The organism is Dactylosporangium sp. NPDC006015 (assembly GCF_040614215.1).
In the GTDB taxonomy this organism is placed as follows: Bacteria; Actinomycetota; Actinomycetes; order Mycobacteriales; family Micromonosporaceae; genus Dactylosporangium; species Dactylosporangium maewongense.
In genome coordinates, this window is record NZ_JBEXUD010000018.1 from 61992 (window position 1) to 75925 (window position 13934).

A 13934-nucleotide genomic window follows, 5' to 3' on the forward strand; every position below is an offset into this window, starting at 1 on the left:
CCCGCATCCGACGCTGGCGCAGTGAGTCTGAGCGATTTCGAGCGGGAGCGCCTGTTGACGGATGCACTCATGTACGAGGGGCAACAGCACTGGCTGCACTACCGGCACATCGAGCAGGAGCGCAACCAGTTCCTGGGGTACTTCTTCACGCTGCTCGTCGCGATCGTCGGGTTCTTCGTGGCGATCAGCGCGCAGATGGCGAACTGGGAGGACGTCGCGGTCGGGGTTTCCTCCATGGCCTGGGCGCTGGGCCTGGTCAGCCTGCTGATCCTCGCCAGCGTGCGGAAGTTCGGCGCGGCGCTGCGGGCGTACGACCGGGACATCGCCCGCATCCGGGCGTCCCTGTTCGCCGACGCCGACGGGAAGCGGACCCATCTGGCGACGGACCGGGTCACCGTAGGGGGCGGGGTACGGCCCACGACGCTGCACCGGATGTTCGATCCCCAGTTCACGGCGGAGGCGATCGTCGGCACGACCATCGCGGTGGCGTTCGGTGTGCAGGTCGTCGTGGCGGCCGGCACCCTGCTGTCCGACTCCTTCACGGTCACGCAGCGGGCGTTCGCGTGCGGCCTCGTGCTCGCCAGCGTCGCCGGCGCCGTGGCCGCGGTCCGGATGTGGCTGCGGCCCGGGGAGACCCACCTGGCAGGTCAGGGGTGTGACGGCGGAAACATGTTCGAAACGCGGACGTACAACGGGTGAAACGCATTGCCGCGACGCTGCATGCCACGCGATCAACGGCGATCACGGACCACACCCGAAGAGAGAGGGTCCCGTCGATGCCGGAGGGGTTCAGCTCGGGCGACACCGCCTGGTTGCTGGTGAGCGCGGCGCTGGTGCTGCTGATGGTGCCGGGGCTGGCGCTGTTCTACGGCGGCATGGTGCGCATCAAGAGCGCCCTCAACATGCTCATGATGTCGTTCGCCTGCCTCGCCGTCGTCACCGTCGTGTGGGTCGTCGCCGGCTACTCGCTCGCGTTCGGCAAGGACACCACCGGCGGCCTCATCGGGTCCCTGGAGCACGTGGGCATGGCCGGGATCGGCCCCACCGACCTCACCGGCTCGGTGCCGACCATGGCGTTCGCGGGTTTCCAGCTAATGTTCGCCATCATCACCGCGGCACTGCTGAGCGGGGCGATCGCCGACCGTGCCAAGTTCGGCGCCTGGGTGGGGTTCGTCGCGCTGTGGGTGCTGCTGGTGTACGTCCCGATCGCGCACTGGGTGTTCGGCGGCGGCTGGATCGCCACCCACCTGCGCATCCTGGACCTGGCCGGCGGCACCGTCGTGGAGGTCAACTCCGGTGCGTCCGCGCTCGCCCTCGCCCTGGTGCTCGGGCCGCGGCTGGGCTTCCGCACCGAGGCCATGCGGCCGCACAGCCTCCCGCTGGTGATCCTCGGGGCCGGACTGCTGTGGTTCGGCTGGTTCGGGTTCAACGCCGGGTCCGCGCTGACCACCGGCGGCGTCGCCTCGACCGCGTTCCTCAACACGCAGGTCGCCGGCGCCGCCGCGGTCGGCGGCTGGCTGATCGTCGAACGCTGGCGCGACGGGCACCCGACGACCCTCGGCGCGGCCTCGGGCGCGGTCGCCGGCCTGGTCGGGATCACGCCGTCGTGCGGCTCCGTCAACCCGCTCGGCGCCCTCGTCATCGGCGCCGTCGCGGGTGTGGCCTGCTGCTACGCCGTCGGTCTCAAGTACAGGCTGGGCTACGACGACTCGCTCGACGTCGTCGGGGTGCACGGCGTCGGCGGCCTCATCGGCACGGTGCTCATCGGGGTCCTCGCGACCGCGGTGGTCACCGGCGGCGAGGACGGCCTCGTGTTCGGCGGCGGCGCCGGTCTGCTCGGCCGGCAGGCGCTCGCGGTGCTGGTCGTCGCCGTCTACGCGTTCGGCGCCACCTGGCTCGTCGCGAAGGCCGTCGACCGCACCGTCGGCTTCCGGGTCGCCCCGGAGCACGAGCGTGGCGGCCTCGACCTGGTCATCCACGCCGAGAGCGCCTACGAGCAGCACCCCACCACCGGCGGGCGGATCAGCCACCTCGCGTAGCCGTCCCATCGCGCCGCGCGGCGCCCGCAGGTGCCGCGCGGCGGCGGCCGTCCACTGTGGATGGCCGCGGGCTCCGCCGGCCGGCGGTTCAGTGCCGGCGGCTGTCGATGAGCAGGCCGACGCCGTCGAGGATGCGGGCGAGGCCGAAGTCGAGCGCCTGATCCTGCCCTCCGGTCGTCCGGATCGAGGCGAGGGCGGCGGTCACCGCCGGGAACCGGTCCTCGCGCCCGGCGAGCACGGCCTGCATCGGCCCGCCCAGCTCGCTCTCCAGCCCGTCCGGCGCGGACGCCGCCGACATCTGCTGGGCCAGGTTGCGGACGTGGCCGCTGAGCGTGGCCGCCACGTCGAGCATCTCGCCGCCGTGCAGCCCGGTGCCGGTCAGGGCGGCGACCGCGCGCTCCAGCCAGGTCAGCTCGCAGGGGCCGAGCACGCGCGCGCCCACGGCGGCCTCCAGCGTCCACGGGTGCTCGCGGAACCGCGTGAACAGCGCCTTCGCCCAGGCGTCGAGGGTCTCCCGCCAGTCCGCGCCCGGCACCGGGTCCGGCGGCGCGCCGACGGCGGTGTCGAGCATCAGGGCCACCAGCTCGGTCTTGCCGGGGACGTACCGGTACAGCGCCATCTTCGTCACGCCCAGGCTCTCGGCGACGCGCTGCATCGTGGTCGCCGCCAGCCCGTCGGCGTCGGCCGCGGCGATCCCCGCACCGGCGATGGCCGCCAGCGTCAGCGTCGGCCGCGGCCCCCGCCGCGGCGGCTCCGCCGGCTCCCACAGCAACGTCACCAGATCTCGCATGGTTGCCTTCCTCTCGAAACTGTGTCTAGCATACTCTGTATCCGACGGACACAGTTTGGAGAATGCCATGTCCACCACCGCGCTTCGTTCCCTCCGTGTGCTCGTCAGCGGTGCCGGGGTCGCCGGGCCTGCCCTGGCGCTCCGCCTCGCCGAGCACGGCGCCCAGGTCACCGTCGTGGAGGTCGCACCCCGGCTGCGCAGCAGCGGCTTCGCCGTCGACTTCCGCGGCCCGACCCACATGGCCGTCCTGGAGCGGCTCGGCGTCCTGGCCGAGCTGCGCGCACGCCAGACCCACGGCGGCGCCATGACCTGCGTCGGCGAGGACGACCGGGAGATCTTCACGCTGCCCGCCGCGTTCGCCGGGGGTGACCTGGAGGTGTTCCGGCGGGACCTGTCGCGCGTCCTGTTCGACCGCGGCGCGGACCGGGTCGAGTACCTGTTCGGCGACACCGTCACCGGTCTGCACGACACCGGATCCGAGGTGCGGGTCCAGTTCCGCGCGGCCGGCCCCCGGACCTTCGACCTCGTCGTCGGGGCCGACGGCATGCACTCGGCCGTCCGCCGGCTCGCGTTCGGTCCCGAGCAGGACTTCGTCCACCGGCTCGGCTACCACATCGCCGGATGGGAGCTGCCGAACACGTTCGGGGCGCCGGCCGGCGCGAGCCGCTACTTCACCGTGCCCGGCCGGACGGCGAGCATCTCGGCCGACCCGCACGACCCCTCCCGCGCCACCGCGCTGGCGGTCTTCCGCACCGGCGACGCAGACGGCGGCGGGGACGTCGACTGGCACGACCAGGACGCGCAGAAGAAGCTCGTCGCGCACGTGTTCGCCGGCCTGCCCTGGCACGTGCCGGCCCTGCTCGACGCGCTGCCGGACGCCCCCGACCTGTACTTCGACGCGATCGCCCGGGTCAGCGCCCCGAGCTGGACGCGCGGGCGGATCGCGCTGCTCGGCGACGCGGCCTGGGGTGTCACCCTCGGCGGCATGGGCGTGGGGACGGGCCTCGTCGGCGCCCACGTCCTCGCCGGTGAGCTCGCCGCCGCCCGGGGCGAGCACCGGACCGCGCTCGCCGCCTACGAGCAGCGCATGCGCGCATACGCGGGACGGTGGCAGAAGGGTGCCAACCCCGGTCGGTTCCTGGCACCCGCCACCGGCTGGGGGCTCGCCCTGCGCAACCGGCTCTTCGCCACCAGACTGGTGCAGCGGTCCATGGTCGCCGGCACGAAACGCCTGGCCACCGATGCCGCCCTCCCCACCTACCCGTGACGTTACGGGTCGCCGCGGGCGGGTAGTGCGGCGCCGGAACCCACGCAGCCCTGGAGGCAGGACATGGTGGATGCCGAGCCGGCGTTCCGGCCGGTGCGCCCGCGGGACGGATTTCCGGCACTGGAGGATCTCGGGCTGATCGGGGACGGCGCGACCGCCGCGCTCGTCGGGCTCGACGGCGGCGTCGTCTGGCTGTGCGTGCCCGGGTTCGACGCGGAGCCGCTGTTCTGCGGGCTGCTGGACCGCACCGGCGGCGGGCGCTTCGAGGTGGCGCCGGACGGTGTGGTCGAGGCGCGGCAGCGGTACCTGGGAGACACCGGCGTCCTCGTGACCGAGCTGCGGACCGCGACCGGGCTGGTGCGGCTGACCGACGCCCTCGCCCTGCGCTCCGGGGCGGACCTCGCCGACGACACCCCCGCCGACCGGGGTGAGCTGGTGCGGCTCGTCGAGGTGCTGGACGGCACCGCCGCGCTGCGGGTCGACCTGGAGCCGCACGGCGGCGCCATCGCCCGGGCCGCGCTCGGCGGGCTGGAGATCCAGGCGGCGCTGCTGCCCGGCGTGCGGCTGCACCTGCGGTCCAGCCACCCGCTCAACGGCGGGCTGCGCAACCGGTACACCTTGCGCGGCGGCGACCGGATGGAGCTGGTGCTGTCGTGGGGGCGGGTCCACCGCCACCACCGCCTCGACGCAGGCGAGAGCCTCGATCAGACGGCGGCGGCGTGGCGGCGCTGGATGACCGGCTTCGACTACGCCGGGCCGCAGGAGGCGCTGGTCCGCCGGGCCGCCGTCACGCTCAAACTCTGCGACCACTGGGTCAACGGCTCGATCGTGGCGGCGCCGACGTCCTCGCTGCCGGCGCCGGTCGGCGGCGTGCGCAACTGGGACTACCGGTACACCTGGATCCGCGACGCCGCGTTCGCCGTCTTCGCGATGCGCCGCATCGGCTTCGGCGGGGAGGCCGACGCGTTCCTCGGCTGGGTCCTGGACGCGTTCGAGCAGAGCCGTCGGCCGAGGATCATGTACACGCCGGCCGGCGGGCCCGTGCCCGACGAACGGGTCGACCCGGGACTGCGCGGCTACCGCGACTCCGCGCCGGTCCGCTGGGGCAACGGCGCCGCCGACCAGCGCCAGCACGACGTCTACGGCGAGATCCTCGACTGCGCCGACCAGTGGTCCCGGGCCGGCGGCAGGGTCGAGCCCGGGCTCTGGGACGGCCTCGCCGGCCTCGCCGACGCCGCCGCCCGCACGTGGCGGCAGCCCGACCAGGGCATCTGGGAGGTCCGCAACGAGGGGCACGTCTACACGTACTCCGCGGCCATGTGCCAGGTGGCGCTCGAACGGGCGGCCGGCATGGCCGAGCGGCTCGACCTGCCCGGACCGGCGCCGCGGTGGCGGGCGACCGCCGACAGGATCCGCCGGGCGATCGTCGAGGACGGGTGGGACGACCGCGCGCAGACCATCACCGAGCACCTCGGCAATGGCGGCGGGGTCGACGCGAGCCTGCTCGCCCTGCCGCTGCGACGGGTGATCCCGGCCGACCACCCGCGGATGGTGGCGACCACCAGGGCCGTCACAGAACGGCTCGGCGCCGGCGGCGGGCTGCTGCACCGGTACCGCCACGACGAGTCCCCCGACGGGATCCCCGGCGACGAGGGCGCGTTCCTGCTGTGCAGCTTCTGGCTCGTCGACAACCTCACCGGCCAGGGCCGCCTGGAGGAGGCCGCCGCGCTCTACACGTCGCTGTGCGACCGGGCCAGCCCGCTCGGGCTGCTGCCCGAACAGATCGACCCGGCGACCGGCGAGTTCGCCGGCAACTTCCCGCAGGCGTTCAGCCACATCGGCGTGATCGCCAGCGGGGTCAACCTGTCCCGAGCCATGGCGGGAGTCTCGTGATGCTTGGTGAGCTCGTGATCCTCGGCGCGACCGGGGACCTGACCGCCCGGTTCCTGCTGCCGGCCCTCGGCGCGCTGCGCTCCGGCGGGCACCTCGGCGACGGGTTCCGGGTCACCGGCGTCGGCCGGGAGGACTGGACCGACGACGCCTTCCACGCGTGGGCGGCGCAGCAGCTCGACCGGCACGCCCCCGACATCCCGCCGGCCCGCAGGCGCGAGGTGGTGGCCGCCTCCCGGTACCACCGGGCCGACGTCACCGACGCCCACGCCCTCGCCCCGGTGATCCCGCACGACCGGCCGGTCGCCGCGTACCTCGCGCTGCCGCCGTCCATCTTCGCGGCGACGGTGTCGGCGCTGCACGCGGCCGGGACCGCGAGCGGCAGCACCGTCGTGCTGGAGAAGCCGTTCGGCGAGAGCCTCGACGACGCCATCGAGCTCAACCGTCTGTTGTCGCGGCTGTACCCGGAGCGCAGCATCTTCCGCGTCGACCACTTCCTGGCGATGGGCACGGTCCTCAACCTGCTCGGGGTCCGGCTCGCCAACCGGGTCCTCGAACCGCTCTGGAGCAGCGCCCACATCGAACGCGTCGACATCGTCTGGGACGAGTCCCTCGCCCTGGAAGGCCGGGCCGGCTACTACGACGGCGTCGGCGCGCTCAAGGACATGCTGCAGAACCACCTGCTGCAGCTGCTGTGCCTGGTCGCGATGGAGCCGCCGATCAGCCTCGGCGACCGGGACCTGCGCGACCGCAAGATGGACGTCCTGCGCTCGATCCGCCCGCTGACCCTGCACGACGCCGCCGAACGGTCGCGGCGGGCCAGGTACACCGCCGGCGGGGGAGTGCCCGCCTACGTCGACGAGCCGGGCGTCGACCCGATGCACCGCACCGAGACGTTCGCGGAGCTGCGGCTGGAGATCGACAACTGGCGGTGGCGCGACACGACCTTCCGGCTGCGGACCGGCAAGGCGCTGCGCACCGCCCGGCAGGAGGTCGCGATCCACTTCCGGGAGGTGCCGCACCTGCCGTTCGCCGGCGACGTCCAGGCGGTGCCCAACGTGCTGCGCTTCGGCCTCGAGCCGGAGTCGGTGTCGCTGCACCTGACCGGCACCACGACCAGCGGCGACGTGCTCACCCCGCTGACCCTCGCCGCCACGCCCGCGCCCGCGCACCTGCCGCCGTACGGGCGGCTGCTGCTCGACGTGCTCAACCGCGACCCGGCGCTGTCGATCCGCGCCGACGAGGCCGAGCAGTCGTGGCGGGTGGTCACGCCCGTGCTGGAGGCCTGGGCCAAGGACCTCGTGCCGCTGTCGGAGTACCCGGCCTTCGCCTGGGAGGTGTGACCGTGGACCTGCGCAGCCGGCAGTGGTGGGACAACCCCGCCAACCCCGACATGACCGCGCTGTACCTGGAGCGGTACCTGAACTTCGGCCTCACCCGCGCCGAGCTCCAGTCCGGCCGGCCGGTCATCGGCATCGCGCAGACCGGCAGCGACCTGGTGCCCTGCAACCGGCACCACGTCGAGCTGGCCGACCGGGTCCGCGACGGGATCCGCGACGCCGGCGGCATCCCCCTGGAGTTTCCGGTGCACCCGCTGCAGGAGACCGGCAAACGCCCCACCGCCGCCCTCGACCGCAACCTCGCCTACCTGGGTCTGGTCGAGGTCCTGTACGGGTACCCGCTCGACGGGGTCGTGCTCACCACCGGCTGCGACAAGACGACCGGGGCCTGCCTCATGGCGGCCGCGACCGTCAACCTGCCCGCGATCGTGCTCTCGGGCGGGCCGATGCTCAACGGGTACATCGGCGGCGAACGCGCGGGGTCGGGCCTCGTCATCTGGCAGTCGCGCCGGCTCCTCGCCACCGGGAAGATCGACTACGCCGAGTTCATGGACCGGGTGGCGTGCTCCGCGCCGAGCGTCGGGCACTGCAACACGATGGGCACCGCCCTGTCGATGAACAGCATCGCCGAGGCGCTCGGCATGTCGCTGCCCGGCTGCGCGGCGATCCCGGCACCCCACCGGGAGCGGGGACAGATCGCGTACGACACCGGGCGCCGCGCGGTGGACCTCGTCAGGGACGACGTCACGCCGCGCTCCATCATGACCCGGGAGGCGTTCGAGAACGCGATCGCCGTCACCGCCGCCATCGCGGGCTCCACGAACTGCCCCATCCACCTCAACGCGATCGCCCGCCACGCCGGGGTCGCCCTGACGAACGACGACTGGGAGGCCGTCGGCGGCGGCGTGCCGGTCCTCGTCAACTGCGCCCCGGCCGGGACGTACCTCGGCGAGGACTTCCACCGCGCCGGCGGCATCCCGGCCGTGCTCCACACCCTGCTCGCCGCCGGGCGCCTGCACCCCGACGCTCTCTGTGTGAACGGCCGGACGATCGCCGAGAACGCCGCCCCCTCCTCGGACCCGTCGGTGATCGCCACCTCGGTCGACGACGCGTTCTCGCCGCGCGGCGGCTTCCTCGTGCTGCACGGCAACCTCTTCCGCTCGGCGATGATGAAGATGTCGGTGGCCACGTCGGCCTTCCTGCCCGCACCCACGGTGACGTGGCGCGCGGTCGTCTTCGAAGGGCCCGAGGACTACCACCGGCGCATCGACGACCCGTCGCTGGACATCGACGAGGGCTGCCTGCTCGTCGTGCGCAACACCGGGCCGATCGGCTACCCCGGCTCCGCCGAGGTGGTGAACATGCAACCGCCCGCCGCCCTCATCATGCGGGGCGTCCAGGCGCTCGCGACGCTCGGCGACGGCCGGCAGAGCGGCACGTCCGACGCCCCGTCGATCCTCAACGCCAGCCCGGAGGCCGCGATCGGCGGCAACCTGGCGATCCTGCGCACCGGCGACCGGGTCACCCTCGACATGCCCACCCGCCGGCTGGACGCCGAGCTCACCGACGACGAGATCGAAGAGCGGTGGAGCGCCTACGTGCCGCCGCCGCGCGTCGACCAGACGCCCTGGCAGGAGCTCTTTCGGGCACACACCGGCCAGATGGACACCGGCAGCTGCCTGGACTTCGCCGTCGAGTATCAGGACATCGTGCACACGAAAGGACTGCCCCGTGACTCCCACTGACTTCGCCCCCGGCGCCTCGGGTGCATCGGGCACGATCATGATCGCGGACTCCGACTTCGGCGACGTCTCGATCGAGCGCGACATCGCCTCCTCGGCCGGCTTCCGCCTGGAATCGCGCCAGTGCAAGACCGAGGAGGACGTCATCCGTTACGGTCGATCCGCCGACGGCATCCTCACCCAGTACGCCCACATCGGCGCGACCGCCATGGCGCACCTGCCCAACTGCCGCGTCATCGCCCGCTACGGCACCGGCGTCGACATCGTGGACGTCGACGCCGCGACCCGCCTCGGCATCCAGGTCACCAACGCCCCCAACGACTGGTGCGCCGACGAGGTCGCCGACCACGCCATCGCCCTCTGGCTGTCCGCTGTGCGCAACATCGTCTCGTACTCGGAAGCGACCCGCGCCGGCACCTGGCAGTGGCAGTCCGGCGCCCCGATCTGGCGCCTGCGCGGCCGCGTCTTCGGCATCCTGGGCTTCGGCGCCATCGCCCAGCTGATCGCCGACCGTGCCCGCCCGTTCGGCGTCGAGCTCATCAGCCACGACCCGTTCGTGGAAGCCGAGGTCCTGCGCGCCGCCGGGGTCCGCCCGGTCGCATTCGACGAGCTCGTCGCCGACTCCGACTACCTCGTCATCCAGGCCCCGCTGACCCCCCACACCCACCACCTCTTCGACGAGGCGACCCTCGCCCGCATGAAGCCGACCGCCGTCCTCGTCAACACCGCCCGCGGCCCCATCGTTTCCGACACGGCCCTGGCCCACGCCCTCACCAACCACACCATCGCCGCGGCCGCCCTCGACGACCTGGAGGAGGAGCCGGCCAAGCAGCGCGACTGGCAACCGGACAACCCCCTCCTGCACCTGCCGAACGCCATCGTCACCCCGCACGCCGCCTACTACTCCGAACAGTCCATGCGCGCCGTCCGCACCCTCGCCACCGAGGAGGCCGTCCGCGTTCTGACCGGCCGGCCCCCGCACTCTCCGGTCAACACCCTGGGCCCCAACGAACTGTGAACCCGGCTCCGGCGGCGGTGAGACTGCGTGGAGAACCGGACCCGGGATCTCAGCGCTGGGGCGCGACCAGCCCGGCGTCGTACGCGGCGATCACCAGCTGCAATCGGTCCCGGGCACCGAGCTTGGTCAGCAAACGCGCCACGTGCGCCTTCGCGGTGGCGACGCTGACCACCAGCTCGGCGGCGATCTCGCCGTTGGACAGGCCGCGGCCGACCAGTGTCAGCACCTCCCGCTCCCGCTCGGTCACACCGGTGAGCACCGGGCGCGGGCGGGCCGGTGTGGGCCGACCGGCGAACTCGGCGATCAGCCGGCGCGTGACGCTCGGCGCGAGCAGCGCGTCGCCGGCAGCCACCACCCGGACCGCCCCGAGGATCTCCTCCAGTGCCATGTCCTTGACCAGGAAACCGCTCGCCCCGGCCCGCAACGCGCCATAGACGTACTCGTCATCGTCGAACGTGGTCAGCACCAGCACCCGGGTCGCCCCGCCGGCCGCGGTGATCCTCCGGGTGGCATCGATGCCGTCCATGCCCGGCATTCGGATGTCCATGAGCACCACGTCCGGCCGGAACTGACGAACCAGTCCCACCGCCTCCGCGCCGTCCGACGCCTCGCCCACCACCGCCATGCCGGGCGTGTCGTCGATGAGCACCCGCAGGCCCGCGCGGATCAGCGGCTGGTCGTCGGCGAGCACGACCCTTACGTGTACGGCGCCGCCCGGCGCGTTCACGCGACACCCGCCGGCGTCGGGAGCCGAGCGAATACCCGGAAGCCTCCGCCCGGGCACGGACCCGCGCTGAGCTCTCCACCGAGCATCGCGGCCCGCTCCCGCAAGCCGGCGAGCCCGAAGCCCGGGGCCGCCACCGCGTCGCCGTGTCCCGGGCCGTCGTCGGCCACCTCGACCGCCAGGTCCCGCTCGCCATAGTCCACGGTCACCCGGCAACGGGCGGCGCCGGCGTGGCGTACCACGTTCGTCAGCGCTTCCTGCACGATCCGGTACGCCGACAGTTCGATCTCCGGTGGCAGCAACCGCTGCTCGCCGCGCCGGGAGAGCTCCACCCGCACCCCGGCATCCGCAGTGGACTCCGCGAGCCGGTCGAGGTCCGCCAGACCCGGCGCCGGGTCCCGAGGCGGCACGTCCCCCGTGGCGTCCGGACCGGCCCCGCCAGCCGGGCGGCGCAGCGACACGAGCGTGCGGCGCAGCCCGGCGAGGGTCTCCCGGCTGGTCGCCTCGATCGTGCGAAGCGCCAGGCGGGCCTCGTCCGGCCGGGTATCGATGACCCGGGCACCCATGCCGGCCTGGATGGCGATGATCCCGACGCTGTGCGCGACCATGTCGTGCAGTTCGCGGGCGATGTGCAACCGCTCAGCTGTCACCGCCCGCTCGGTCGCCTGCGCCGCGATCGCGGCCGCGTGCTCGCGGCGCTGCCGCGCCGAGTTGCCGATCGCCCACGCGGCCACCCCGGTCAGCGCGACGATCGCCACGGTGCTGCGGTAGAGCTGGTCACCGGTGGCGTAGAAGCTCACCGCGGCGACCTGAACGGCGACGACCATCGCGGCCGCGGCCAGCGACACCCGTCGCGGCCGGGCCGCCGCCGTCACCGCCAGCGCCACGTCCACCGCGAGGACCTGACTGTATGCGACCCCCCATACATGCGCGGTCACCGTGACCAGCCACGAACCGGCCAGCATCAGCGCCAGCACCGGTAACGGGTACCGCCGCAGCAAGCCGGTCGGCAGCAGCAGTGCCAGCATCGGCAGCAGCGTCCCCCGGTACTCCGGCACCATGGTCAGCAGCACGACCGGGTACGCCGCCGCGCCGCACCAGGCCAGCACCGTCCAGGCGAGCGAGGCGGGCGGGCGCGTCGGCGATCCGGGGTCGGGCATGCGGCGATGCTATGCGAGGCGGCGGCGCCCGGCATCGGCCTGCGGGCGTACGCCCACGGGCTACCCCTGCGCCGGCCGTTGTGTGCCGCGGCCCGATGCCCGGAGCAGGATCACCCGGCACGGTGAACAGCGTGATCGAACTACGCCACCTCACCAAGCGGTACGGCCGCACCACCGCGGTCGACGACCTCACCTGTACCATCGGGCCCGGCCACGTCACCGGCTTCCTCGGCCCCAACGGCGCCGGCAAATCCACCACGCTCCGGCTGATCCTCGGCCTGCACGAGCCGAGCGGCGGGACCGTCACCGTGAACCGGGTCCGCTTCCGGGACCACGCGCGAGGGCTACGCCACGTCGGCGCGCTGCTCGACGCCGGCGACGTGCACGGCGGACGCAGCGCCACCGCGCACCTCACCGCGCTCGCCGTCAGCAACCGCATTCCCCGCCGCCGGGTGGCCGAGGTGCTCGCCGAGGTCGGCTTGAGCGCTGCGGCCCGGCGCCGGGTCGGCGGGTACTCCCTGGGCATGAAGCAGCGGCTCGGCATCGCGGCCGCGCTGCTCGGCGACCCGCCCGTGCTGCTGTTCGACGAGCCGTTCAACGGCCTGGACCCTGAAGGGGTGCGCTGGGTGCGGGAGCTGTTCGGCCGGCTCGCCGCGCAGGGGCGGACCGTGTTCGTCTCCAGTCACCTGATGAGCGAAATGGAGCACACCGCCGACCGGCTGGTCGTCATCGGCCGGGGACGCCTGATCGCCGAAGAGCGCTTGGCTGACTTCGCCGCCCGCAGCGCCAACCCTAGCGTCACCGTACGTACGTCCGCCCCGGCCGCGCTCGGGGCGGCGCTGGCGGGGGCCGGCGGCGCGGTCGACACCGACGGCACCGGCACCCTAACGGTGACCGGCCTGGCCGCGGAGCGAATCGGCGAGCTCGCCGCCGCCCGGGGCATCGCCGTGCACGAGCTGTACACCCGCACGTCATCATTGGAGGAGGCGTTCATGCGGCTCACCGCCGACAGCGTGGAGTACCAGGCCGGGGAGGAGCGATGACCGCCGAGCGCACCCGGACGGCCTCGCCCACCGCCCGGCCGGCGGAGACGGAACCGCGCGCCCGCTTCGCCGACCTGCTCGCCGCGGAGTGGATCAAATTCTGGTCACTGCGCTCCACGGCCGGCGGCCTGGCGCTGATCGCGGTGCTGATCGTCGGCTCGGCCGTGCAGCAAGCGATGTACGACCGGGACAACTGGGGCCGGTGGAGTCCCGAGGAACGGGCCGCGTTCTACCCGCTGCGCGACGCGTTCGTCCACAACTCGTACCTGGTAGCCATGCTGGCCGCCGGCGCGATCGGGGCGGTGACCCTGGTCAGCGAATACGGCAGCGGCCTCATCCGCACCACATTCGCCGCGGTGCCCGCCCGGCGTTCCCTGCTCGCGGCCAAAGCTTGCGTCCTGGCCGGCGTCATGTCCGCCGTCGGCGCGTTCATCGCGGTCTCGGCGTTCCTCGCCAGCCAGGCCATCCTGGCCGACCACCGCGCCGGGCTGTCGATCCGCCATCCCGGCGTACCCCGGGCGATCACAGGCTGCGCGCTGCTGCTGCCGGTCTGCGCGCTGGTCGGCATGGGCATCGCCGCACTGCTGCGCCACCCCGCCAGCACCATCGTCACCACCACCGGGGTCCTGCTGTTCCTGCCCCTGTTCTTCAGCCCGGAACATCGGTGGAGCCGGGAAGCACGAAACACCATGCCACTCGTGGCCTACGACCGGCTGACGGATATCAACCCGCACCCATGGGGCCTGTACCCGCCAAGCCTGGCCGAGGCGTGGGCCGTGTTCGCCGCCTGGCCGCTCATCGCGCTGCTGATCGGGCTGGCCGTCGTGCACCGCCGGGACGTCTGACGCCGGCCGGCGAGTGCGGGGACGCACCGGTGGAAGCCGGCGAAGAACCGGGGCCGGACCTGGTGCCACCCCGTGA

Annotated in this window: 12 protein-coding genes; 9 read left to right on the forward strand and 3 right to left on the reverse strand. The window is 73.3% G+C overall.

What is annotated here, in order from left to right:
* The first annotated feature begins 21 nt into the window (after positions 1-21).
* Positions 22-699, forward strand: coding sequence for a hypothetical protein (locus ABZ321_RS29465; RefSeq protein ID WP_354897173.1), 678 nt, complete (start codon positions 22-24; stop codon positions 697-699).
* Positions 700-776: 77 nt separating this feature from the next.
* Entirely contained in the window at positions 777-2039 is a 1263-nt protein-coding gene (locus ABZ321_RS29470; RefSeq protein WP_354897176.1) for an ammonium transporter, read from the forward strand.
* Positions 2040-2127: 88 nt separating this feature from the next.
* Here the strand turns inward: ABZ321_RS29470 and ABZ321_RS29475 are convergent, their stop codons facing one another.
* A complete protein-coding gene (locus tag ABZ321_RS29475; RefSeq protein WP_344505178.1) occupies positions 2128-2829 on the reverse strand; it encodes a TetR/AcrR family transcriptional regulator in 702 nt (233 codons plus the stop codon).
* A gap of 67 nt (positions 2830-2896) precedes the next feature.
* Between ABZ321_RS29475 and ABZ321_RS29480 the strand changes: the two genes are divergently transcribed.
* From ABZ321_RS29480 to ABZ321_RS29500, 5 genes are all read left to right on the forward strand, one after another.
* Complete coding sequence (locus tag ABZ321_RS29480; RefSeq protein ID WP_354897179.1) at positions 2897-4096, forward strand: FAD-dependent monooxygenase; 1200 nt, start codon at positions 2897-2899, stop codon at positions 4094-4096.
* 63 nt (positions 4097-4159) lie between these two features.
* The gene (locus ABZ321_RS29485; protein WP_354897182.1) at positions 4160-5989 is read left to right on the forward strand and encodes a glycoside hydrolase family 15 protein; all 1830 of its coding nucleotides are present in this window, start codon (positions 4160-4162) and stop codon (positions 5987-5989) included.
* Positions 5989-7329, forward strand: a complete 1341-nt coding sequence (locus ABZ321_RS29490; RefSeq protein ID WP_354897185.1) for a glucose-6-phosphate dehydrogenase — start codon at positions 5989-5991, stop codon at positions 7327-7329. Before ABZ321_RS29485 ends, ABZ321_RS29490 begins: the two co-directional genes overlap by 1 nt.
* Before the next feature lie 2 nt (positions 7330-7331).
* On the forward strand, positions 7332-9071 hold the full coding sequence (locus ABZ321_RS29495; RefSeq protein WP_354897188.1) for an IlvD/Edd family dehydratase: 1740 nt from the start codon (positions 7332-7334) through the stop codon (positions 9069-9071).
* A complete protein-coding gene (locus tag ABZ321_RS29500; RefSeq protein ID WP_344505173.1) occupies positions 9058-10086 on the forward strand; it encodes a C-terminal binding protein in 1029 nt (342 codons plus the stop codon). Before ABZ321_RS29495 ends, ABZ321_RS29500 begins: the two co-directional genes overlap by 14 nt.
* 49 nt (positions 10087-10135) lie before the next feature.
* Here ABZ321_RS29500 and ABZ321_RS29505 read toward each other — a convergent pair whose 3' ends face one another.
* Positions 10136-10813 carry a response regulator transcription factor gene (locus tag ABZ321_RS29505; RefSeq protein WP_344505172.1) on the reverse strand — a complete coding sequence of 226 codons (678 nt, stop codon included), beginning with the start codon at positions 10811-10813 and terminating at the stop codon, positions 10136-10138.
* A complete protein-coding gene (locus ABZ321_RS29510) occupies positions 10810-11970 on the reverse strand; it encodes a sensor histidine kinase (protein ID WP_344505171.1) in 1161 nt (386 codons plus the stop codon). The genes ABZ321_RS29505 and ABZ321_RS29510 overlap by 4 nt, the downstream gene beginning before the upstream one ends.
* A 122-nt stretch (positions 11971-12092) precedes the next feature.
* Between ABZ321_RS29510 and ABZ321_RS29515 the strand changes: the two genes are divergently transcribed.
* Together ABZ321_RS29515 and ABZ321_RS29520 are read left to right on the forward strand one after the other, a co-directional pair.
* Positions 12093-13013: an ATP-binding cassette domain-containing protein gene (locus ABZ321_RS29515; RefSeq protein WP_344505170.1), complete on the forward strand. Its 921-nt coding sequence runs from the start codon at positions 12093-12095 to the stop codon at positions 13011-13013.
* The gene (locus ABZ321_RS29520) at positions 13010-13858 is read left to right on the forward strand and encodes an ABC transporter permease (protein WP_354897193.1); all 849 of its coding nucleotides are present in this window, start codon (positions 13010-13012) and stop codon (positions 13856-13858) included. The genes ABZ321_RS29515 and ABZ321_RS29520 overlap by 4 nt, the downstream gene beginning before the upstream one ends.
* Positions 13859-13934 lie beyond the last annotated feature (76 nt).

Excerpts from the sequence above, each read along its gene's own strand:
- ABZ321_RS29470 (WP_354897176.1), top strand. The coding sequence starts at position 777 with ATGCCGGAGGGGTTCAGCTCGGGCGACACCGCCTGGTTGCTGGTGAGC.
- ABZ321_RS29475 (WP_344505178.1), bottom strand. The coding sequence starts at position 2,829 with ATGCGAGATCTGGTGACGTTGCTGTGGGAGCCGGCGGAGCCGCCGCGG.
- ABZ321_RS29480 (WP_354897179.1), top strand. The coding sequence starts at position 2,897 with ATGTCCACCACCGCGCTTCGTTCCCTCCGTGTGCTCGTCAGCGGTGCC.
- ABZ321_RS29485 (WP_354897182.1), top strand. The coding sequence starts at position 4,160 with ATGGTGGATGCCGAGCCGGCGTTCCGGCCGGTGCGCCCGCGGGACGGA.
- ABZ321_RS29490 (WP_354897185.1), top strand. The coding sequence starts at position 5,989 with ATGCTTGGTGAGCTCGTGATCCTCGGCGCGACCGGGGACCTGACCGCC.
- ABZ321_RS29510 (WP_344505171.1), bottom strand. The coding sequence starts at position 11,970 with ATGCCCGACCCCGGATCGCCGACGCGCCCGCCCGCCTCGCTCGCCTGG.
- ABZ321_RS29520 (WP_354897193.1), top strand. The coding sequence starts at position 13,010 with ATGACCGCCGAGCGCACCCGGACGGCCTCGCCCACCGCCCGGCCGGCG.